Annotated in this window: 23 protein-coding genes; 7 read left to right on the forward strand and 16 right to left on the reverse strand. The window is 47.8% G+C overall.

Features of this window, described 5'->3' with window-relative positions:
- The first annotated feature begins 78 nt into the window (after positions 1-78).
- Positions 79-1,341: a BaiN/RdsA family NAD(P)/FAD-dependent oxidoreductase gene (locus tag DX130_RS13465; protein ID WP_116046244.1), complete on the forward strand. Its 1,263-nt coding sequence runs from the start codon at positions 79-81 to the stop codon at positions 1,339-1,341.
- A gap of 67 nt (positions 1,342-1,408) precedes the next feature.
- Here DX130_RS13465 and DX130_RS13470 read toward each other — a convergent pair whose 3' ends face one another.
- The 3 genes from DX130_RS13470 to DX130_RS13480 form a co-directional block, all read right to left on the reverse strand.
- Positions 1,409-1,855, reverse strand: a complete 447-nt coding sequence (locus DX130_RS13470; protein ID WP_240644498.1) for a hypothetical protein — start codon at positions 1,853-1,855, stop codon at positions 1,409-1,411.
- A gap of 59 nt (positions 1,856-1,914) precedes the next feature.
- On the reverse strand, positions 1,915-3,087 hold the full coding sequence (locus tag DX130_RS13475; protein ID WP_240644540.1) for an MFS transporter: 1,173 nt from the start codon (positions 3,085-3,087) through the stop codon (positions 1,915-1,917).
- A 132-nt stretch (positions 3,088-3,219) separates the two neighbouring features.
- The gene (locus DX130_RS13480; protein ID WP_116046247.1) at positions 3,220-4,314 is read right to left on the reverse strand and encodes a lactonase family protein; all 1,095 of its coding nucleotides are present in this window, start codon (positions 4,312-4,314) and stop codon (positions 3,220-3,222) included.
- Between the two features lie 164 nt (positions 4,315-4,478).
- Between DX130_RS13480 and DX130_RS13485 the strand changes: the two genes are divergently transcribed.
- From DX130_RS13485 to DX130_RS13495, 3 genes are all read left to right on the forward strand, one after another.
- Positions 4,479-4,811, forward strand: a complete 333-nt coding sequence (locus DX130_RS13485; RefSeq protein WP_240644499.1) for a LytTR family transcriptional regulator DNA-binding domain-containing protein — start codon at positions 4,479-4,481, stop codon at positions 4,809-4,811.
- Between the two features lie 125 nt (positions 4,812-4,936).
- A complete protein-coding gene (locus DX130_RS13490) occupies positions 4,937-5,944 on the forward strand; it encodes an aldose 1-epimerase (protein ID WP_116046250.1) in 1,008 nt (335 codons plus the stop codon).
- A gap of 162 nt (positions 5,945-6,106) precedes the next feature.
- Entirely contained in the window at positions 6,107-6,634 is a 528-nt protein-coding gene (locus DX130_RS13495) for an NAD(P)H-dependent oxidoreductase (RefSeq protein ID WP_116046252.1), read from the forward strand.
- A gap of 55 nt (positions 6,635-6,689) precedes the next feature.
- Here the strand turns inward: DX130_RS13495 and DX130_RS13500 are convergent, their stop codons facing one another.
- Positions 6,690-7,049 (reverse strand): winged helix-turn-helix transcriptional regulator, encoded by a 360-nt coding sequence (locus DX130_RS13500; protein WP_116046254.1) that lies wholly within the window; start codon positions 7,047-7,049, stop codon positions 6,690-6,692.
- 63 nt (positions 7,050-7,112) lie between these two features.
- On the reverse strand, positions 7,113-7,994 hold the full coding sequence (locus tag DX130_RS13505) for a helix-turn-helix domain-containing protein (protein ID WP_165861274.1): 882 nt from the start codon (positions 7,992-7,994) through the stop codon (positions 7,113-7,115).
- 124 nt (positions 7,995-8,118) lie between these two features.
- Between DX130_RS13505 and DX130_RS27210 the strand changes: the two genes are divergently transcribed.
- The 3 genes from DX130_RS27210 to DX130_RS13520 are packed head-to-tail and all read left to right on the forward strand — an operon-like array spanning position 8,119 to position 10,382.
- Positions 8,119-8,712 carry a maltose acetyltransferase domain-containing protein gene (locus DX130_RS27210; RefSeq protein ID WP_116046257.1) on the forward strand — a complete coding sequence of 198 codons (594 nt, stop codon included), beginning with the start codon at positions 8,119-8,121 and terminating at the stop codon, positions 8,710-8,712.
- 19 nt (positions 8,713-8,731) lie between these two features.
- Complete coding sequence (locus DX130_RS13515; RefSeq protein WP_116046258.1) at positions 8,732-10,090, forward strand: MATE family efflux transporter; 1,359 nt, start codon at positions 8,732-8,734, stop codon at positions 10,088-10,090.
- A 43-nt stretch (positions 10,091-10,133) separates the two neighbouring features.
- Entirely contained in the window at positions 10,134-10,382 is a 249-nt protein-coding gene (locus DX130_RS13520; RefSeq protein ID WP_116046259.1) for a hypothetical protein, read from the forward strand.
- Between the two features lie 111 nt (positions 10,383-10,493).
- Here the strand turns inward: DX130_RS13520 and DX130_RS13525 are convergent, their stop codons facing one another.
- The 11 genes from DX130_RS13525 to DX130_RS27215 form a co-directional block, all read right to left on the reverse strand.
- A complete protein-coding gene (locus DX130_RS13525; RefSeq protein WP_116046260.1) occupies positions 10,494-11,366 on the reverse strand; it encodes an ABC transporter ATP-binding protein in 873 nt (290 codons plus the stop codon).
- A 3-nt stretch (positions 11,367-11,369) separates the two neighbouring features.
- The gene (locus DX130_RS13530) at positions 11,370-14,246 is read right to left on the reverse strand and encodes an ABC transporter permease (RefSeq protein ID WP_116046262.1); all 2,877 of its coding nucleotides are present in this window, start codon (positions 14,244-14,246) and stop codon (positions 11,370-11,372) included.
- A 76-nt stretch (positions 14,247-14,322) separates the two neighbouring features.
- Positions 14,323-15,351: an efflux RND transporter periplasmic adaptor subunit gene (locus tag DX130_RS13535; RefSeq protein WP_165861275.1), complete on the reverse strand. Its 1,029-nt coding sequence runs from the start codon at positions 15,349-15,351 to the stop codon at positions 14,323-14,325.
- Complete coding sequence (locus DX130_RS13540; RefSeq protein WP_240644500.1) at positions 15,326-16,018, reverse strand: ABC transporter ATP-binding protein; 693 nt, start codon at positions 16,016-16,018, stop codon at positions 15,326-15,328. The genes DX130_RS13535 and DX130_RS13540 overlap by 26 nt, the downstream gene beginning before the upstream one ends.
- A gap of 294 nt (positions 16,019-16,312) precedes the next feature.
- Entirely contained in the window at positions 16,313-18,142 is a 1,830-nt protein-coding gene (locus tag DX130_RS13545) for an ABC transporter ATP-binding protein (RefSeq protein WP_240644501.1), read from the reverse strand.
- Between the two features lie 2 nt (positions 18,143-18,144).
- Positions 18,145-18,726 (reverse strand): PadR family transcriptional regulator, encoded by a 582-nt coding sequence (locus DX130_RS13550; RefSeq protein WP_116046266.1) that lies wholly within the window; start codon positions 18,724-18,726, stop codon positions 18,145-18,147.
- A 170-nt stretch (positions 18,727-18,896) separates the two neighbouring features.
- Positions 18,897-19,829 (reverse strand): AEC family transporter, encoded by a 933-nt coding sequence (locus DX130_RS13555; RefSeq protein WP_116046267.1) that lies wholly within the window; start codon positions 19,827-19,829, stop codon positions 18,897-18,899.
- A gap of 177 nt (positions 19,830-20,006) precedes the next feature.
- Entirely contained in the window at positions 20,007-20,189 is a 183-nt protein-coding gene (locus DX130_RS13560; protein WP_116046269.1) for a YezD family protein, read from the reverse strand.
- Positions 20,190-20,457: 268 nt separating this feature from the next.
- Positions 20,458-21,960 carry a methyl-accepting chemotaxis protein gene (locus tag DX130_RS13565; RefSeq protein ID WP_116046270.1) on the reverse strand — a complete coding sequence of 501 codons (1,503 nt, stop codon included), beginning with the start codon at positions 21,958-21,960 and terminating at the stop codon, positions 20,458-20,460.
- The gene (locus DX130_RS13570) at positions 21,957-22,529 is read right to left on the reverse strand and encodes a hypothetical protein (RefSeq protein WP_116046272.1); all 573 of its coding nucleotides are present in this window, start codon (positions 22,527-22,529) and stop codon (positions 21,957-21,959) included. The genes DX130_RS13565 and DX130_RS13570 overlap by 4 nt, the downstream gene beginning before the upstream one ends.
- A 267-nt stretch (positions 22,530-22,796) precedes the next feature.
- Entirely contained in the window at positions 22,797-22,928 is a 132-nt protein-coding gene (locus tag DX130_RS27215; protein ID WP_276310893.1) for a hypothetical protein, read from the reverse strand.
- Positions 22,929-22,934 lie beyond the last annotated feature (6 nt).

The raw sequence follows: 22,934 nt of genomic DNA on the forward strand, positions 1-22,934 counted from the left end.
TGCCCCAGTATTATAATTAAATTATACTGGAAACCATGAATTTGAATATAGAGAATGTTTTGATATAGGAGCCATGTCATGAAATATGATGTTATTGTAATTGGAGCCGGATCATCCGGCTTGATGGCAAGTGTAGCCGCAGGCGAAGGCAGAGCAAAGGTTCTTCTGCTGGACAAGGGAGACAAGCTGGGGCGCAAGCTAGGCATATCCGGTGGCGGCCGATGCAACGTAACGAATGCGAAAGAGCTTGATGAATTAATTAAAAATATTCCAGGTAATGGGAAATTTTTGTACGGCGCACTCGCTTCCTTTAATAATAAGCATATTATAGAGTTTTTCGAGGGTCTGGGCATTCGGCTTAAGGAAGAGGATAACGGCAGAATGTTCCCTGTAACCGACAAGGCAAAAACCGTCGTCGATGCGCTGGTCGGCAAGGTCCGTTCACTTGGCGTCGAGGTAAGGGTGAACAGTCCCGTGAACCGTATCTTATACGAGGATGGCCGCGCAGTCGGTGTCTTGCTGAAATCCGGAGAGACCATTCGCGGCGGCACTGTCATTGTCGCAGTAGGAGGGAAATCAGTCCCTCATACCGGCTCGACCGGGGATGGCTATGCTTGGGCCGAGGAAGCCGGTCATACGATCACAGAGCTGTTCCCCACGGAGGTCCCTTTAACATCGCAAGCTTCCTTCATCCGCAGCAAGGAATTGCAGGGTCTTTCTCTTCGCGGTGTAACACTAGCCGTGTGGAACGGCAAAGACAAAAAATTGATCCAGCATACTGGCGACATGATTTTCACTCACTTCGGCATATCCGGCCCGATCGTTCTCCGGTGCAGCCAGTTTGTCGTCAAGGAGCAAAAGAAGAACGGTGGAACGGCTGTCAAAACAACCATTGATCTCTTTCCCGAGCTGTCTGCAGAGGAGGTATATGCGCAATCTCTGGCCCTTTGCAGAGATGAATCTCGAAAAGCGGTCAAAAATGCGTTGAAGGGATTTTTCCCAGAGAAGCTGATACCTCTTCTCTTAGCACAAGTTGGACTGAGGGAAGAGATCACCTACGACAATATCCCGAAGCAAGCCTGGATGGAACTGGCCAAGCTCGCCAAGTCGTTCTCCGTCTCCGTGAACGGGACGCTCTCCATTGAAGAAGCATTCGTTACCGGCGGAGGCGTCAATCTGAAGGAAATCGATCCCAAGACGATGCAATCCAAACGAATGCACGGGCTGTACTTCTGCGGAGAAGTGCTGGACATTCACGGCTATACGGGCGGCTACAACATTACAGCTGCTTTCACAACCGGGTATAATGCCGGCAAGCATGCGGCGGAGACTCGTCCCTAAACCTAACAAAAGGCGCTGCCGGACCTAATGGTTCGGCAGCGCCTTTCTTTCAAGCATGGGTCGAGCTTCACGTATGAACATCGCCTGAGAAATGATTATAGGCTTCGGAATCAGGAAGGAATTCCTCCTCATTAATCGATACGGAATCCCGATTGTGAGGCCCAGCCTCCTCTTCATGAATCAAGTCCTCGTTCACCACATGAGCCGGGATCGTTATACTATCGAGCGCATAGGCCGTATTGGTAATAGCCTCTTCCTCAATAGCAGCCTGCTCCACCAATTGGCCCCCATGCGACTGTGTGATCTCCAGTGCGGACGTCAGATCGCTCCCGTCTACATGAATATGCATGCGGAAGTCGCTGTGCATCACTGGATCGTAACCCAGCTCCTGCAGCATATCCCGCGCCAACTCTGCGCTTCGGTTGTCGCTAAAGTCGAATAAAATTGCCGAATGCTGCTGTGACAAGCACATCTCCCTTTCGTCAGTTGGAATGGTATGCTCCTTGCTTCTCATAGCATGCCAACTTATGGGCAATTTCATGTCATTCACATGAGCTGGTTATGCACGCGGGCTTATTGCGTTTCCTTGCGATCCTTCGGCAGCCATAACGCCAGCAGTCCGAAGAGCGGCAGGAAGCTCGCCAGAAGCATGACAAATTCCATGCCCTGCGCATCCGCCACATTGCCCAGAATGACGGAGCCAAGCGCTCCCATGCCGAACGCCAGACCTGTGATGAGGCCCGATGCTGTGCCAACCTTGCCCGGCATAAGCTCCTGTGCATACACGACGCTGACGGAGAAGCCAGACTGAAGTATAAAGCCAAGCAAAGCAATAACCGGATATGCCCACCCAAGCGGCAAGTGCGGCAGAATGAGAGCAAACGGCGCCGCCCCCAGAATGGAGATAAGCATCATCTTCTTCCGGCCGATCCGGTCGGCAAGGATGCCGCCGAAAAACGTACCTAGCACGCCAAATATCATGAATAGAAACAACAGCACCTGCGCCGACTGAATGGTCAGCGCATAAGAATCCCTGGCGTAGAACTGATAGAAGCTTCCAATCGCTGCTCCGTACCACGATCTTGCGAATACGACCAGCAATAAGATAGACAGCGCAATGGCAACTACCTTATTATTGGCAATGCTTCCAACATTCCGATTCGATGCGCCAGCTTGCTTCTTCGGCGCCTTGCCGCCATGTTCAGCAAGTCTAGCCGCGTACCACGGCACTACTTTGAACAGCACAGCAATAGCGATCGCTGCCAACAGCATCCCCCATGCAGCACCGCGCTGTCCTAATGGAATAAAAATCGCAGCCGTCATAATCGGTCCCAGCGATTGACCGAAATTGCCGCCAACCTGATAGATCGATTGCGCGAACGCACGTCGGTTGCCCGCTGCCATATGAACGACACGCGAGCCTTCCGGATGGAAGACGGCGGAGCCTAATCCGACGAATACGACGGACAACAGCAGCAGCGCATAGTTAGGCGCCACGGCCAGACCTGCCATGCCAGCCATGCTGCACAGCATACCCGCTGGCAGCATCCAGGGGCGCGGCCAGCGGTCCGACATTGCACCCACGACAGGCTGCATAATAGATGAGGTCATATTCAACGTAAAGGCGATCCATCCGATCTGACCGTACGTAAGCTTCAAAGATTGCTCGAAAATCGGAAATAGCGCCGTAACGACCGTCTGCATAGCATCATTAAGCAAATGTACGGAGCTGATGGCGAACAACATCGTATAGACAGTCGCGGATCGCAACGTATCTCCAGCCTTTTTTGCCGCTGGTTGATTAATAGCCAAAGCATAGGACCTGCCTTTCATACTTCTCTTGGTGTTTTCACTTGATGGTTGCTTCTCTACAGATTGCTACAGGCCAAATCGGATGCAGACCGGAATGTTCAGCTCCAGCCCATGGCCCGTCGGAGCAAGCGTTCCTTGCTCCTGATCTCTACGGAGTACGTAGATATTACCCGTCTTGCCGTTAGCGGCCAGCACATACGCGCCATCCGGCGTAATGCCAAAGTTGCGCGGCAGCTCGCCGCCGCAGCTAATATGCTGAATAGGCGTAAGCTCGCCCCTCTCAGACGAAATCGCAAATACGGCGATACTGTTATGTCCGCGGTTGGAGCTATACAGATAACGTCCGTCGGAAGAAATGTGAATATCCGCAGAGTCATTATACCCGTCATAGCCTTCCGGCAAAGTGGAATATGTATGCTCTACACTCAGAACGCCAGCCTTCCGATCAATGCTCAACAGTGTTACGCTTGATGCCAGCTCATTGGCTACATAAGCGACGTCAAGCGATGGATGATAAGCAATATGTCTCGGTCCGGCTCCCCCGAAGAACCCCGCTTCATCCGTCTTCACCAGCGTTTGAGCATCGGCATCATGCCGATAAGTCACAACCGCGTCCATACCGAGGTCAACCGCGCATACAAACGGCGTGCCTGGTATTGGCGAGACACAATGAGCGTGCGGCTTTTCTTGTCTGTCGGCGACAGGCCCGGGCTCACATTCATGCTGCAAGACGGCTGATGCCGCCTCCAGCTCGCCATCAGCCGTAAGCGGATGCAGCGAGATGCTTCCTCCTGTATAGTTAGCAGCGTAGAGCGCTGTGCCCGCTTCATTGACGCTAATATAACAAGGATGTGCGCCCACTGTAGAAGAATAGCTCGTTACGTCGCCCAGTAATCCCGTATCCGGTTGAATCGCAATCGCGACCACTTCACCGCCGGCAACACCACCTGATTCCTCGATTTCCTTAGCGGCATACAGCCGCTTCCCTTCGGGATGCAAGGCTAGAAACGAAGCGTTCTCAACCCCTGCAACACGCTGTACGATGCTAAGCGCTCCCGTTTCCTTGTCTATTTTACATACATGAATTGTCGCATCCTTCTTCTCGCCATATGAGCCTACATAAAAAATCCCTTGGCTCCAACCGTTTGTCGCCGCACTCATATTAACCCAACCCTTCTACTATTAAATCCCTAATGTGAACATAGCACATGCCATGAAGGCATACAATGTCTTTTTTCAGAATATAGCTTCACAGAAAGCCGATAATATGTTACAATGTAAGCGCTAACATTTCAGGTGATCAATTTTCTTAAGGGGGATTTGTGATGAATGTAGCGCTACAGGAACGGAATGTGTATGAGGAATTTGACGTGGAGTCTGATGTACTCTATTTCAAGCTCGGCATGCAGGGGCTCGTCAGCTTTCATGGCAGAAATTATAATAGAAAAAAAAGGATGACTGCCGAGGAATTGAAAAGTCTGATCTCCAAACGAAACTTCGTTCAAATCAGTTCTTCCTGCTACATTAACACAGCAAAGATCTCATCGGTGGGTAGCGGCACCGTATTCTTCGGACCGATGCACTCTGATGCCAAGCAACTGCCGGTCAATCGCAGGAAGCAGCAAGAAATTCAGCAACTCATCTCTACGCGTCAATAACCATTGTCCAATTGAATTCGTACGACAGGCAACCGTCCGATTCCACTGAATCGGGCGGTTGTTTCATTTCCTGGACCCTGCTATTCTAGCGATACAGCTACTTCACTCGAGGAGGACTACATGACATGACAGTACATAGCAAGGCCTATGAGCAACCCTATTACGACGAGCCGGCCATTTGGCTGGAATGGGGACCTTATCAGGCGGCAGTATTACCCCGCGCAGGCGCCAATCTGATAGCCTTCCGCGATACGGAGAAGCATTATGCCATCTTAAGAGAGCCCGCCGCCGATGAGATGGAGCTCTTCCGCAGCAATTCCGTCATCTACGGCATACCGCTCCTGTTTCCTCCCAACCGTTATGAGAACGGCACATTCAATTGGAATGGTCGAACGTATACGTTCCCCATCAACGAAGAGCGCACGGGCAACCATATCCACGGCTTCTTCCTTGACTCCGTCTGGCGTGTAGAGGGCTTCGGCTCTACCGGACAGGAAAGCTTCGTGAACCTCAGCATCACGATAGAAGAAGACCATCCGATCTATGCCTTCCTTCCTCACCGCTTTTCCATTCAGCTACGTTATTCGCTTAGTGCGAACGGCCTGCTGCAGCATGTTATCGTCAAAAATAACGGTGAAGAGGCTATGCCGTGCATGCTGGCTTTCCATACGACGATCAATGCGCCTTTCGCGCCGGAGAGCCTGCCGGGGGATTATCGTTATACCCTGACGATAGACAAGCGCTGGGAGCTGGATGAGCGGATGCTGCCCACAGGGGAGCACCAGCCGCTTCTGGAGGAAGAGGAGCTTATGAAGTCAACCGGTCTGTCTCCTTATTGGAAGCCTATGGATAATCATTATATAAGCGACGTGAACGCGAGCGGCCGCAATGCCATGGAGCTGACGGATACGCGAGAAGGCGTTACACTAGTCTATGACGCCGGGACAGCCTATAAGCATTGGATGATTTGGAACAACGACGCTACCCCTGGCTTCTTCTGTCCCGAGCCGCAAATTAATCTAGTCAACGCTCCCAATGTGAACCTTCCACCGGAGCAGACAGCGCTCCTGGCACTTGAGCCGGGCGGCATATGGGAGGCGACCAGCCGCTTGTATTTCCGATCTGCTAAGTAAAACGCCCCTCCGGGCGTTTTTTTATGCGAAGATATGAGGCTCACGACAATAATCAAATCTAAAACTAACCTTTATGTAAGTATATGAACAAAATGTGCGTACTTACGCAACCATTGCGAAGGCTATATACTCATCATGCAATATAAAAAGGAGGAACACATGATGAGCACGCTTATTATCGTCACACATCCCAATATGGGGGACTCGATTGTCCACAAAAAATGGGTAGAGGAGCTTAAAAAATACCCCGAGAAATATACGGTCCGTGATCTATATAACGAGTACCCCGATGGAAATATAGATGTGGCAAGAGAACAGACATTGATTGAGGAGCATGACGACCTCGTCTTGCAATTCCCAATCTATTGGTTTAACTGTCCGCCTCTTCTGAAAAAGTGGTTGGATGAAGTGCTTCTCTACGGATGGGCATATGGTTCGAAGGGAGATAAACTAAAAAACCGTAAAATTGCCTTGGGTGTTTCTGCAGGCATCAAACAAGAAGATTACAGTCAAAACGGAACATATAAATACACGCTGGAAGAAATTCTGGCACCCTTTGAAATAACTGCTCATTATTGCAAGGCTGATTATCGTTCATTCTTCGCCTTATATAATACTGAATCCGGAATTTCAGCAGAGGACCTGGAAAAAAGCACACGAGACTATATGAGCTTTATTGATCAGATGTAAGCTGACAACCAAGAGGCTTCCCTCTGCAGGGCAAGCTTCTTGGTTGCCAAAATTTCTATAACTGAGCTGCAGTGGCTTCCTGTAATCTGTTTTCTTCTCCCCACTCACACATCATGTTCAGCAATGGGATGAGGGTAAGACCGCGATCAGATAAAGAATATTCTACTCTGGGAGGCACTTGAGGATATTCCTTTCTGATAACAAGCTTGTTTGCCTCAAGCTCTTTCAGCATCAAGCTAAGTGTCTTGAACGAGATCGTTCCGATACTTCGTTTCAGCTCGTTATGCCGCATGACCTTATTTTCAGCTAACCAATACAGAATAATCATTTTATATTTGCCGCCTATTAAAGACAGTGTATGCCCAAAGCCGGTAGCTTTAATATCGATACCTGTCGGTACGCAGGTTTCATCCATAATTACACTCTCCTTTTGACCCATATGATAGTTCACTACGCATATATTGTATACGGGGTTTGTTTATTTGGATAATATTTGTCTATACTCCGTTGGTGATACCCCCATGATTTTTTTGAAAACTTCCGCAAAATAAGTAGAGCTATTAAAACCGCATGCAATAGAGACATCGGTGATGTTGAGACTATTATTGGTCATTAATTCTATGCTTTTCTGTATACGAAAATGGGTTAGATAATCTATCGGCGTTTTCTTTAATGAAACTTTAAACAATCTGCAGCACTTACTGCGACAAACCGCTCCGACCGTTGAAATATCCTGCAAACTGATATTTTCCCCATAATGTATCTGAATAAAGGCTAACATTTTTTTTATTGCAGTGATGTCTTTTGAATGCTCCGTATGGAACCCGTGTTGCGCTACCGTATTTCGATATAAATGTAAAAATAACAGATCAAATTGACTAAGAGCTACTAGCTCATACCCGTCTTCCTGATGATGACATGTTTCATACAACGCGTGTATGAATCGGAGAGCCTCGCTCTGCCAAGGTATCCCTTCATGGAAAACAATAGCGTCGCTATTGGAATCCTGCAGAAAGGGTTTAATATACTTTGATTCTATGTATGGATTTCGCACAAGCAGACTTGGGTTCAGCAACATCACCAGGAAGCTGCAATCCTCATCTTTATAAGAGTAACCGTAGTGCAATCGATTAGAGTTTACAAAGATACCTTCCCCTTTTTGAAGAAGATAATTTTCTCCATTAACAAAATAATTCATTGCCCCGTCCAAAATCAGTATGAATTCCAGATCAATATGCCAGTGGCAGCTCGCACTACGATTATTAAAATAAGACAATTTGGATTGTCTTGTACGAATAGGGAGATATGGCGTGTCGTATTCCACTATTTCCGACAAGTTTTCAACTACGTTTAATTGCACGTATACCACACTCCATAAATACGATTGTTATAAAAATAAGCTTAAATTCGATATATTTAATGGATTTTGTACCCTATCATTATAGAACAGATCAATAAACTATTATATAGGAGGACATCATTCTATGAGTCAACGTGAAAATATAAAATATGGACGGCTCTTCACTGATATGGGCGAAGGATTGCCGGAGGATCGACTTAAAGGGAAAGAACTTGTGTACGACTTTAATCATACAAGACCATCAGAAAAAGAAAGAAGGAATCAATTAGCAACAGAGCTTTTCGGAAGCTATGGGAACAAAAGCTGGATTGAGCCTCCTCTTCACCTTTGCTACGGATCGAACACGTTCATCGGAGACCATTTTTACGCAAATACTAACCTTACCATTATTGATGATACAACGGTCACTATTGGTAATGGCGTCTTGCTTGGCCCTAACGTAACTATTTGTACGGTCGGCCATCCCGTTGACCCAGAATTGCGTGCTACGGGGCAAATGTATGCATTTCCGGTCGTTATTGAAGATGGGGTATGGATTGGCAGCGGTGTGATCATTAATCCCGGAATTACGATTGGGAAAAACAGTGTCATTGGTGCTGGAAGTATGGTTACAAAAGATATTCCTCCGAATGTGATTGCAGTAGGAAATCCTTGCAGAATTCTTCGAGATATTACGCCAGAAGATAAACTCTTTTATTACAAAAATCGAAGAGTATAGCAAAGGAGAAGGCATCACAATGACTTTATTAGTTAAAGAAAAAATGTTCTATATTCATTTTTTTAAATTAACGTTGATCATCGCCTTGCAAAATGTAATTACGATCGGAGTTAACCTTTCGGATAACATCATTCTGGGCGGTTATAGTGAAACAGCATTATCTGCGGCTGCGCTTGCTAATCAAATTCAATTTATCGCATTATTCCTGATCATCGGCTGTTCACAGAGTGTTGTCATTCTTGCATCACGTCTATGGGGATCGAAGCAGCTGCATCTCATTAGAAAAGTTATTGGAGTGGGTATGGCCGCTTCAATTGTTATTGGTTTGATCACAAGTATAACGGTTATTTTATTTTCGACGGAACTGTTGTCTTTATTAACTGCTGATAAAAGTGTGATTCAAGAAGGAGCACACTATTTAAAAATCTCATCATTTTCATACGTATTTTTTGCAATAACTACTATACTGTTAGCTTCCTTACGCAGTATGGAAATTGTAAAGATTGGCTTATTGGTTTCCCTCTTCACGCTCATTATCAATGTCTCGTTAAATTATCTATTTGTTTATGGTCATTTTGGATTACCGAGAATGGGGGTCTTTGGCTCAGCCATCGCTACATTAATCGCGCGTATTTTAGAATGTATCATTGTCATTGTGTACATTGTAAAAAACAATCATAGATTAGGGCTAAAAATGAGACACTTTTTCGAACTGGATACTACCATTCTTAAGCAATATACAAAGATCGCCCTCCCCATTTTATTATCAAGTCTATCGTGGGCTGGAGCAATGGCTGTTCAGAGCGGTATTCTTGGTCATATGGGTACGTCTGCAATAGCAGCCAACAGCGTCGCAACCACGATATTTCAGTTCGTAACAGTCATCATTTATGCTTCTGCCAGCTCAACAGCGATAATTATGGGGAAGACAATAGGAGAAGGCAGCATAGAGAAAGTAAAAGCCTATAGCAGAACCTTGCAAATTTTATATTTATTTATTGGTATATTAACCGCTATTGTCTTATTTGTTACTAAGGATCATGTCCTATTCCTGTATCAAATTTCTGATGAAGCAAAGGCACTTTCCCTATCCTTTATGACCATACTTTCTATCACCGCTATAGGGACCGCTTACGAAATGCCCGCTTTATCAGGAATCATACAAAGTGGCGGAGATACAAAGTTTGTCATGTACAATGATTTTATTTTTATGTGGCTGCTCATTTTGCCGGCGTCTCTGCTAGCTGCATTCGTATTTAATCTCTCGCCCGTTACCCTATTTATCCTGCTTAAGAGTGATCAAATTCTGAAATGTTTTGTAGCCTTTGTTAAAGTAAATCGATACAAATGGATAAAAACAATGCAAGTCCAACGTTAAAATCTAAGCGGGATTATAAAAAAAGCGAAGGATGTTTGTCCGTATGGCAACATTTCCGATTATCATTCAAATGGATGATAAATTGAATAGTAATCAAGCAATACGACATAAAGCTCAAGAAGTCATTTGGGATGGGAAAAATACAACTCGTATTCATACCGCTTGGAAGTTACAGAATGGCCATGTTATGGTTCATGAATACAATTCCGCCAACAATCCTTCAAGTACGATTTGTTTTTTCGATTCTCTCCATGAGTATATGGATGAGTGCAATGAATTAAGTTGGCTGTAATTCAGTTATCTGTTCCTATAGGACTGCGAAAAAAAGAAGCTTATTCGCCGCAGAATGTCAGCTGTGCAAGACAGCCTGACTTTCATTGCCGAATAAGCTTCCGAATTCATGCTACTCCTTGTCTTCAGGGGGGAGAATGACAATCTTGCCTTCATTCATCTCCACTCTTACTTTATTGCTATTCTTCAGACCGATCGTCTCCAGATAGGCCGCCGGTACTTGAAGCCGCCCCGCCTTATCCAGAATCGCATATTCCACATGCGAGCTGCCCTCCAGTTCCAGCTCCGCAAGCTCCTCGGCGTATGAGCGCTTGCGCAACATTTCCGAGGAAATTTTCCCGTCTCGTATGGCCGCTACCCGATCTACCTTTTTGGCCAGCTCCGGGTCATGCGTCACGATAACAATCGTAATGCCGATAGAGCGGTTCAACTCGCGGAACAGATCCAGAATTTGATTCGACATCTTCGTATCGACAGAGCCGGTGGGCTCATCCGCAAGGAGCAGCTTAGGGTGATTAGCGAGTGCAATAGCAATGGCTACGCGCTGCTGCTCACCCCCTGAGAGCTGATACAGCTTATTATTCGCTCTATGGCTTAGCCCCACCGCCTCCAGCAGTTCCTTCGCTCTATATCGTTTGCGGCTGCCTGTCAGCAGAATAGGCAGCTCGACATTCTCCTGTGCGGTCAAATATGGGATGAGGTTGCGCGCATTGTTCTGCCAGACAAAACCAACGCTCTTGCGTTTGTACCGAACCAGATCGCGCTCCTTGAACTTCAACATATCCTTGCCGTCGACAATCAGCTTGCCTGCTGTAGGACGGTCCAGACCGCCAAGCATATTCAACAGCGTCGACTTGCCGCTTCCGCTATTGCCAATGATCGCCATAAGCTCGCCGGATTCGATCTGAAGATCCAGGCCCTGGAGCGCAAACACTTCCAGATCCGCTGTTTTATAAATTTTCACAAGTCCTTCGCAATGGATCATAGCTTAATCCTCCCCGAGTTTCAGAGCCTGATGGATGCGGAGTCTGGACAGCATGTAGGCCAGAATACCGATGCCAATGGTAAGCATGATGCCTACCATCCAATAAATGCGCACCATGTCGCTCGGATCGATCTGAACGAGGAACGGCGGCACGAGGCTGCTTGGATTAAATACGATTTGGAAGTTCGGCACATAGAGCAGGCTTGCCAGATTGCCGACGATAATGCCAAGCAAGACGGCAACTCCGGATGTAAGCACTTGTTCAACGGCCAGCATCGCAATCAGATTGCCTACCGATAATCCGATAGCTCTCAGGATACCGTTCTGCAGGGTTCTACCGCGCAGTGACAACACCCAATAAAGCAGGAAGCCTATAAAGCTGACCAGCAAGGAAATAACAAACCCAAGCGTTAAAATCCCATTCAAAGCCAGCAGGAACGGATCATTTTTGGCGAGTATCAAATCTTCTTTTGTATTGGTAATTTTGCTGATGGCCAGCTTATTTTCTTCAATGCCCTTGTACAGCTCCGCTGTTGAAGCGTCAGGCTTCAGCTTGAGCCATATTTGATAAGGCTCCATTGCCAATTGAAGCTGAATGCGAGACAGATGGCCGACGATCAGCAACGGCGTCTTGCCTACGCCTACGGAGGAATCAATTCCTCTTGTCGGCAAAGGATTAAAGGTCGGGAAATAGTCGATGACGCCGAATACGCGGAATGGCTGCTGGGTGACGCCTTCCCAGCCAATCCATATCGTATCGCCAGCTTTGACTTTCTTCTGCTCTGCAAGCGTACTGGAGATCAGAACCGCGTCCGATTCAGCCGCCATCAGGTTCAAGTAATCATTGAGCGGATAATCCAGCAACGAATCACGGAACCATGTCGTCATCCCGAATTGGTCTGTCTCAATGCCCATCAAGGTTACTTCAGCCGAATCCTTATTGAACGTATAGAATGCCTTCTGCTTGGTGAATACCTTCGCTCCGTATTCTACACCAGGCAAATTCAGATACGGCTCGAACGGAGGCTCCAGGTAATTAACCCGTCGCGGAATCGGCGTAGAATCTCCGCCACCGCCTGGTCCACCGCCGATTGACTGCGGAGGAGGCGCATCGTTGATCCAGTTCACATTCAATACCACGTCTGCTCCGTTGCCGTATTGAATACGATCCTCCGAGTTGAGATTGATCGTTCTTGCCGCGGAGGCGCTGAATACGCCAGTCGCAATCGTCATGATCAGAAAGATCATCAGAAATTGATATTGGCTGCTGGATCGTCCCACCTGAATAAGAGTGGCGTAGATCGATGGCGGCCACCACTTTTTGCCGATCCAATAAACCAGTCGAAGAATCCAGGGGTATAGCCTCAGAAGCAGCAAGCCCCCGCCCATAATAAACAGGGCTGGTACAATAAATTGAAGAGGGTCAATATTAAGATCCGTTGTATTCAGTCCAAGCGACTGCAAATCCTTTAATCTGTTTTTGAATGAGTACAGGCCATACAAGGCTAAACCTAAAGCGATAACATCCAGGAACAGCTTATGCCAGATCGGTGTTCTGACGAGTCTTGCCATCTGTTGCTTATGATCGACAATAGAAACCCGCGTAGCGATAATAATGGGAATCAGAATGATGATCAAGCAAGCCGCTGCGGCATAGGTTCCATACAGGAAAGATTCTTCCGTGATGCGGATAGGAATATTGACGCGCTGAACAAATTCCATAAATCCGTTGGACGCGCCCAATACTCGGGTCAATCCCCCGCCAAGGAACGGACCGATTAGAAGCGCAATGCCGCATAGCAATATTCCTTCTACGAGATAGGCCGCAATGACTTGCCATCTCGCGGCGCCCCGACTTCGCAGGACGGCGATTTCACTCTTCTGCCTGCTTGCAATCAGGTTGGCAACCATAAACATATAGAAGGCAAGCATGATAAGTACCGGGACATTAAGGGCCCACATTAACAAATTCAAATTAGCAGCACGGAACAAGTAATAATCAATCGTATCGTACGCAGTCGCATCCACCTTCATCTGATAGAGAGAGACTATCCGCAGAAGAGATTGGCGCATTTGATCATGCGTATTCAAATAAGCGTCTACATGCTTAAATTCCATCTTCGTGTAATCCATGACCAAAAACCAGCCCGCACTTGCAAGCGGGATGCTCTGGTCGTGCAGCAGAAGCTGCTTGCCTGTCTCATACGGCAGAATGAAGCTGGTGCTCATATCGCTCAGGTTGCCGTAGCGGAAATAGGGATCATCATCTTCCAGCTTCTCGAACACGCCAACCGGCTTGAACTTGACCGGGCCGGCCATCTTGTCGCTTTGCACCAAAAACTCGGTATTCAGCACCGTTTTGAACTGGGCAAGCGCCCGTTCCGTAACAAGGACCTCATATACACCGTCAACGGGGCTTGACGAAGCCATTTTGCCGTCCTTCAGCTTAATATGCTTCTCCAGATCGCTGAACGTTTTGACCGTGACCGCTTGCGAATTTCGATCCGTAATCGGCTCGGGATCATCCGCTCGCTTCATCCTGAGTGAAGACGATGCCATGTCGTTGACCAATTCCTGAATCGGGAGCTGAAAGCCCGGCGCCCCCTCCGTCTTGATGAATGTATCATAGCGATCGAACATTCCATTAAAGCGCTCCGGCTTTTCTGTGAAATGCATCGTCGAATAGACAGCGCCCGGATATTGATTGGATGATTGCTGCGAACGCTCCAAATCTTTTTTCAGCATGCGAGACAGAATGCCTTCCGAATAGATCGGCATGCTGCTTACAAGCGCCACGGACATCAATATGCCGATAAGCAAGCTGAAAACAAGCCATTTATTCTGCACCATCTTGCGAATAATCATAACAAACAAAGCCATGCAACTAACCTCCCAGGTCCAAAGGCATTACAACAAACAGCTGAACGAATCCGTCGTCCCGCACGTATTCTGTCTACTACTGGAGCACGATCAACTGGCCTTCCTCAAGACCTTTCGTAATTTCCACTTCGGTCGAACCAATAATGCCTTGCTCGACATCGACCTCACGTATCTTGTCTCCATCCTCCAGGATGCGTACGAAGATTCTTCCCAAGTAGTTGCGTAAGCCGCTGCGAGGAATAAGCAGCACATCTTCCTTTTCCTGCAATCGAATCGTGACATCCGCTTTCGTGCCGATTGTTGCCGACTCCGGAAGCGCTTCTGTTTCTACGTAGACATGCGAAGCATAACGGGATCGCAGAATCTCATCATCTGTCTGTGGCGCGCTGCTTGGCGTCTGCGTAACTTTGCCCTCAACGAGCTCCGTCCCGAATTTCAACGAAACGTTAAAGCCAACCGTTACCTTCATCGCATCCGAAGAGGTATCGATCTGAAACGAAACGCGGAGCTTGGAAGGATCGGATATCATGACAATGGTCTCGTATGGCTTGACGACATCGCCTTCCACAATCGGTGCAACAAACGTGATCCTGCCATCCATCGTAGCAACCAATTGCTTGTTATTGAAAGACTCCAACAGGCGGTTATATTTCATCTGGTCGATTTCGTATTGAAGCTGGGCAATGCGCAGTTTCTCCTCGTCCTCTTCAAGTCTGGCTTCCCGAAGCTTCACTCGGGACTCTATCATTTTCATCTCATGCGTGCGCAAATTGATATCCATATCCCCAACATCCAATTGGACAAGCGTATCGCCCTTCTTCACTTCATCTCCGGCCCTGACCAATACTTCCTTAACCCGGCCGCCCTCAGCCGTAAATTCGACAGCGTCGGAGAAATAAGATTCAAGCGTGCCATTGCCCTTCACTTCCTGAGCAATCGCCCCTTTCAAGACAGGCGTCGTGCGATAATTTTCTTGCGGCGGCTTGACGAGCGGCGGCTTGAGCGGCTCCTCCTCCGCAGGAAGCAGGGAACAGCCCGATAACGAGATTACGATTATAAGTGCCAGTAATGCTTGAGATTTAAGTCGGAACCACAATTTGTCCATCCTCCAATTCATACACGTGATCTACAATCTCCATAATAGCCGGATCGTGGGTGGTCATAATGATGGTCATTCCCGATGTTTCCACCAAGTCACGGAATACTTTCATAATTTGCAGCCCTGTTCTGCTGTCCAATTCGGCAGTCGGCTCGTCTGCCAGAAGCAGGCTGGGCTTGTGCGCGATAGCTCTTGCAATAGCAGTCCTTTGCTGCTCGCCTCCCGACATCTCAAAGGGTCGATGATGCATCCGAGGGGTCAGCCCTACATGGTCCAGCGCCGCGATGGCCGCCGACTTCCTCTCCGACGCGGGATAACCCGATACACGGAGCACAAATTCCACATTCTCGTAAGCAGACATCAAAGGAATTAACGCGAAGGATTGGAAGATTAGCCCCATTCTGGTTCGTCTGATCGTATCGCGTTCTCGATTCGATAGAGAAGACAACTCTTTTCCTTCAAATAAAATAGAGCCGTCACTAGGGCGGTCCAGCGCACTGAGCAGATTGATCAGCGTTGTTTTGCCAGAGCCCGATCTGCCTTTGAAAGCGATCAGCCCCCCTGAAGGAATGTGAAGATTGACACCCTTTAATACGTGAACAGCGCCTGAGCCCCTCCCGAAAGTCCGTTTGATCCCGCTTGCTACAATGATGTCCGATGATGCTGGCTCCATCGCTTTCGCCTCCATCTCTCGTTAAAAACGTTTACAATATACTTTTCTTACCATTCTACCTTTCCATACTTGGGAGTACAAGTGATTTTATATCAACTTATTAGCATTAATACACTAACAGGGAATCATCCATTAGTATAAAAAATCATCCATATTTATCAATCTTCTGTCATGGCTTCATCTATTTAATCATGCTTTACTCGCGTTACTAACCGCCCCACAACAAAAAAAAGCTTCCAGCTTGCGTCCCGGCAAGTCTGAAAGCTTCTTATTCTCCTACTTTAGGCTTAATGGTCAATGCCCATTCGCTACCGGAAACTGCATATCGTACAGCTCACTGTATCTGCCGCCTCTCGCAAGTAACGAGGTATGGGTGCCATGCTCCTCGATTCGCCCATTCTCCAGCACATAGATGCTATTGGCTTGCTGAATCGTGGACAAGCGATGGGCAATGACGAGACATGTGCGTCCGTTGAGCAGCTCCGCCAGCGCAGTCTGAATCATTTGCTCCGACTCCGTATCCAGGGAGGCGGTGGCCTCGTCCAAAATGATCATTTTCGGATTTTTGAGCAGCGCTCTCGCAATGGACAGCCGCTGCTTCTGACCGCCGGACAGCTTGACGCCCCGTTCGCCGATCTGCGTGTCGTAGCCTTCCTTGAAACTCTCGATAAATTCCGCGGCATGCGCAGCTTTCGCTGCAGCCATTACCTCTTCATCCGTCGCATTTTGGTTGCCATAGCGAATGTTCTCCCCGATTGAGCCGTTGAACAACACAATATCCTGAGTCACAATACCGATCTGCTCCCTCAGAGAATCGAGCTTAACATCGCGCACATCGTAGCCGTCAATCGTGATGCTTCCTTCCCCCACCTCGTAGAATCTCGTAATCAAGTGGGCAATCGTCGTTTTGCCTGAACCGGATGAGCCGACCAGCGCTGTCACTTCGCCAGGCTGTAGCTCCAGCTCGAATTCGCTTAGCACCTCGCCATCCCGGTTGCCCGAATACGAAAACGTCACATCGCGAAACTGGATATGGCCTTTCATCGAAGGCAGCTCGACTGCGCCGGGTTTATCCGTTATTTCCGGCTCCGTATTCATCACCTCGACGATTCGTTCATACGCGGCAGCCGCTTGTTGTATGGAATTGAGAATACGGCTGAAATGACGGACAGGATTTTGCAATAGCCGCAGGTACGCGATAAAAGCGACGATTGTACCAACTGTCATCGTTTCTTTCATCGCCAGCCATGCACCGAATACAAGTACGATTGCCAGCCCTACAAAATTAATAAAATCAATAATGGGCTCGTAAGCCGCACGCAAGCGGGTCACCTGCACGTTCGCATCCATATTGCGCTGCGTCCTCTCGGAGAAACGCCCCGACTCATATTCCTCTGCTGTGAAGGATTTGATCATGCGAATGCCTGTTAACGTGTTTTGCAGATGGTCGCTGACATCGGCTAGCGACTCTTGAACCTTCCGGAACGACGAACGGATGCGTTTGCCGAATACACGGGTAGTCAGAATCATGAATGGAAACGTGGCGAGCAGCATCAAGGTCAGCTTCCAATCCATAAACATCATATAGACGGCAATGGCGGTAAATGTAAACACGTCCGTAAACAATTGCATCATGCTGGACGAGATCAGCTGCTGCAATACGCTGACGTCATTCGTGACCCTCGACATTAGGTCGCCCGTCCGATTGCGGTCATAGTAGGCAACATCCAGTCTCTGCAGATGGCGATACAGGTCATTGCGCAGCCGATACAGCACCTTTTGTCCAATCGCCGCCATAACCGAGGTGCTTAAATAACGCAGCAAGCCGAGCAAGAGAGCCGCACCGATAATACCGGCGCCGATATAAAATAATTGGTTGAACAGCTTCTGTTCAATAACGGTATCGATCGTATATTTGGTCAGCTGCGGCACGACAAATTCAAGCATTGAGATTAGAATTATGCAGGTCAAAGCGGTAATAAGCGCCTTCCATTCTGTACGGGCGTGTTCGAAGATACGCAGAAACATGGTATAAATGCTCGCCGGCTTTACCTTTTCCCCTGTACCGAATTTGCGAGCCACCATGCCTCTAGCAGGACTTTGGTAACCTCTCTCTCCCAGCATGCTCATTTGCCCTCCGTCAATCCGTGCAAAGCGTCTCTTAACTCGTGCAAAATAACGCGCAGACGCTCCGCTTTAGCCCCATCCTCCATCGCCGCCCTCTCTGCTGCCTTCAACTGGTGAAACAGCTCTTTCCCAGCAGGAGTCAGCCTGCGATTACGGCCGCGGCCACGCGTTGGCCATTGTTCTTCCTCCGCAACAGGATGTCCAACGGACTCCAAGCATCGAGCGTTGTCCACAGTTGCATCTATCCGCTCTTCCCGTTCCTGCTGCAGGAACGCTTGGCCGTCTTCCGTTATTTCAAATATCTTTTTCCCTGACTCCTTCTTCGAGGAAACAAAGCCCTGATCACTTAATAACTGGAGTGTCGGATAGATGGAGCCAGCAGATGGCTTATAGGTGCCGGCCGATTGCTCCTCCAAAAGTTTGATCATTTGATAACCATGCATAGGCTCTATCATCAACAATTCCAGCAGGGCGTATTTCACGCCGCCTCTCGAAAAAAACCTTCTGCCGGAAGAACTCCATTCTCTGCCGTCTTCATGGTGCAAAAACAATTGCTCGTCCTCGTTCCAATCTATATTCATCAATTACATCACCCTTTTGCGATATATCGTATTGTCTCACCATTATTCTATACGATATATCGTTAACTTACAATAAAGAAAAACTCTACTCCTTGATGACAGGCTCCCCTCACAAAATATAAATAAAAAAACAGCTCGCATCTGGATAGATACGCGCTGTTTGAATTTCATTACACCTCAATCCGCAGGAAGAAAATGACCGCAGTAACGGTAAATATGCTAATAAGCGTGGAGACAAATACCGTCTGGGAAGCAAACTCCTTCTCATTATCGAACTCCACCGCGAGCAAGACGCTGCTAAGTGAGGTCGGCACCGCAGAGGAGACGATCAAAGCGGCAGCCGTTAGCTTGTCCAGGCCCATAAGCCATACAATCAGCCATGCAAGGGCCGGTCCCGCGATGAGCCTGAGAAAACCGGATAAGCCGACATCGATCATATGCGGACGGCTAATCCGCCACTGCATGCTGCCCAGCTGAACGCCGAGCGTAATGAGCGCCGTCCCGATAAACGCATCCGCCAGATATCCGATCGGCGTCGCAATGGGCTGCGGAATAGGCACCTCGAAGCCGCGCAGCAGAAAGGCTAGCGGTATGACATAAATGACAGGCATCGACAGGATAGTCTTCCATACCTGCCGCATATCCGTCTTATGAGCATTGACGCTGTATACTCCATATGTATTAGGCACCAGCGACTGCGTCATCATAATCAGTACCTGGATCGCCAGCGTCTCCTTGCTGCCTGCAAAAGCCAATTGGTTCAGCGGCACGCCATAGTTGGCGCTATTATAGAACAACACGCTGTTGCGCATCGCGCTTTTCATGCTGGGCTCATAGCCTCTCGCTCGAATTGCCGCCTCCACCAAAATGTACTGCCCAGCCATAAAAATGACGAAAAACAGCATCACCTGGCCAATCACACTAACCGAAATAGCCGTCCGATAGATAAGATCAAACATAATAGCGGGTGAAAACAAATAAAAGTTAAGCTTGGACAGCGTCTTAATATCCAGTGAAAAAGCGCGCTGCAATACGATGCCAAGCGCGACCATAATTCCCATTGGCACTACGTTTGTCACTAAGATGTGAAAAAAAATGCTCATGGCTGCATCCTGCTACTTTCCGATAGAAGTTGCGCTTTAATACGCTGGTTATCATTCTAAACCTGACCAGCTCTCTCGTAAAGAAGCAGTTGTCCATGCATGCGAACATTTTGAGATTCTGATGGATGCTAGCACCCTCTTTTTCAATGGATGGAACATCCCCTGCTCATCTCTCATTCATTTCTTCTTCTGGCTTCCCTCCCTAGACTTCAGGACATCAAATCGGCTTCGTTCTGTCCGGTCAATTTGAACAATTTGCCCATCATGTACGGTAATTTGCACCGTACCATATCCCAGGCCCTGCACTTGTCCGATAATTCGCTTCAACCATACGTCGCTCACTTCAACTGTGCGTCCCATTCCAACATCCTCCTTCAGCATCCATACCTAACTAAAACAACATGCATCATCCTTCAACCCGATGCAAACCGCAAAAAAGATGCATATCCCCCTTGTCCGACTGCGCGCGCTGCACATTCGCTCTAACAAAGAAAACATACATCTCCATGTGAATGGTCAATGCATTTATATAACCAATAATACCAAGTGTTTTAGTTTGATTTATGAACCTTATCTTAGCATCGCCACTACTAGTTGTCAATAAATCGGTAGTGAGCCGCCCCTTCGATCATCCTGCCGAACGCGACGACGGCTTGCTTTCAGACAGATGCTTCAGCCCGGACACCAGCTCGTCCAATCGGATGTATTCCTGCACCATCTTCGCGATCTTCATATGCTGGGTCTCCATACTCGCCAGCACTTCCTCTACCGAAGCCATATTTTGCTGTGTCGTTGAGGCGATGCTATTGATTTCCCCAGCCATTGTCCCATAGCGCTGGTTCAATTTCTCGGCAAATTCGCCAACATGCATCGATTGCTCGCCCGTCCGCTTCGCATTTTCATTCATGCCTTCAAATAGCTCTCGCGCTTGGCGAGTCACTTCGCTGCTCTTGATAACCGTCGTTTGTTCTTGCTCCACATGAGAATAAACATCGTTGATCCCTTTGCGGATAGAGGAGAGAATACTGCCAATCTCATTGGTTGATCTGCGCGAATGATCCGCCAGCTTGCGTACTTCGCCGGACACCACTGCAAATCCTCTGCCGTGCTCGCCTGCTCTGGCCGCCTCGATGGCAGCGTTCAATGCAAGCAAGTTCGTCTGCTCCGCAATATCGCTGATCGTATCTACGATGCTTGTTACCTGTTCATTCTGGTGCTGGAGCGATTGCATCATGGCGACGGTTCCTGCAATCATGCTCCGCAGTTCTTCCATCTCCGTAGACAAGACATCCATCTGGGACTTGTTCTCTTCGGTAAGCTGAACATTTTCCTCCGAATAGCTGCGAAGAAGCGTTGCGCCTTCCAGCAAACGCTTGATGCCTTGCTCGATCTGCTGCGCCGAGTCATTGATCGTCAGCACGTTGCCGGTCTGCTTCTCGATAGCTGTCGTCATCTCGCCGAAGGTACCCGTCACTTCGCGGGAGATTACGCCAGTTGAATGCGCGTGCTCCTGCTGTTCGCGGCTGAACTCCGTAAGCACCCCAATCGAATTGCGCAGTTGAGAGAGCAATTCCTCGGCAAGCTCCTTCGAAGCAAGTGCTTCACGCTGCCGCTCGGTCACTTCTTTCTGCAGACGCTGACTGAAGTGAGCGGAGAATGCAAGGCCAATCGTAGCGAAAGCCAGATACAAATAAAGATAAGCAAGTGACTCGCCCGGGAATAGTCGTTCCTGCAATTCCGGAACAAGGAACAAATAGGTACTTAATGCGGCTCCCAGAATTCCGGTGAAAATAATAGGTTTATAATCCGAATAAAGTGTCATGATAGCCAGATTGACGTAAACGAGAAAATACGTGCTTACGATCGGATTGGGATCAGACAATATGAGCAACGAGACGATGATCGTCAAGTTGCAAGGCACTAAATATTTGACATACTTGCTGCCCATTTTCTTATAAGTCATAAGCGTAGCCGTGCCGCACAGCACCGCGCCTACACCGGCAAGCAACAAGACAAGCTCCATGCTCAAACCTATGACGATGTCGGTCAATATGCCAAGTCCGAGCAATCCCCATACGATTTTGACCAGGAGCCTGTTTCTCTTGTCCAACTCTGTTAACCCCTCAATCATCTAACATTCACCCGTTCCTCAATAGTTAATAGCGTAGGATAACTTAGCCAATCATAATTTTCCTTATGACGGTATATGTCCTCCATATGAAACAATACAGGAACGACATAGTCGCCTTTATAAAAAACTTTTTCTCCTACTTTCTCTAGCGGTACTTTAAACGTAATTCTGAGCGCGCGAAGAAAGACCGGCTCCAGCAAAGAGACGAAATACTTCATTCCTCTCTTCTCCGCACAGTATACGGCAGCTGACAAAATATCCGACAGCATCGTTCCTTTACTTCTATACATTTTAAGCAAAGCAATCTTATCAATCTCCGCTACGGCTCCCACTGCTGATTGTACCTTTGGATGGTCGTGGAAAGGCGCAATTTCATTCATGGGACTTCGAGCTATATCGTAAGGCTTAATCTCAGCTGTACCTCCTCCGTATCCTTCTGTCGTCAGAATTAGATACTTGTCCAGAACATGATCCGCGAACTCCAACTCGTAGCCTTTTTCTCTCCATACGGTTGTCCATATGCCGTTGAACATGGCCAGCTCCAGCTCATTCTCCACTTCCTTAAACATGAATCTCTTAACATGCTCCTTCCTTGATTAATTATTAAATTATCGATATAAAACAGGAATGATCTGTATATTTATCGGTTTAACAACTCCTGTTTTTAATAATTTAAAAATTAATGCTTATAAAATTGCCTATTTCGACTTATTTTCTTTCCATTGTTTATACAAGTTCAAAACTTATGACGTGACCATCCATACTGTGCGCCGCTAGATTGCTATTATTAGAAGGTTCGGGTTGTACATAACCATAACAATCCCTCGATTTTGTGGTCAAATGCTATTTTCCGAAATTCCGCTTGCGGGCCGCAAAAAATAAGGCGCTTCTTCTAAGTTGTCGCGTTGCTGAAACGAAAAAGGACCACCTTGAACAAACGGCTTGCCGCCGCCCTTCAAGATGGTCATCCCGTA

Source organism: Paenibacillus paeoniae, assembly GCF_003388735.1.
Taxonomy (GTDB): domain Bacteria; phylum Bacillota; class Bacilli; order Paenibacillales; family Paenibacillaceae; genus Pristimantibacillus; species Pristimantibacillus paeoniae.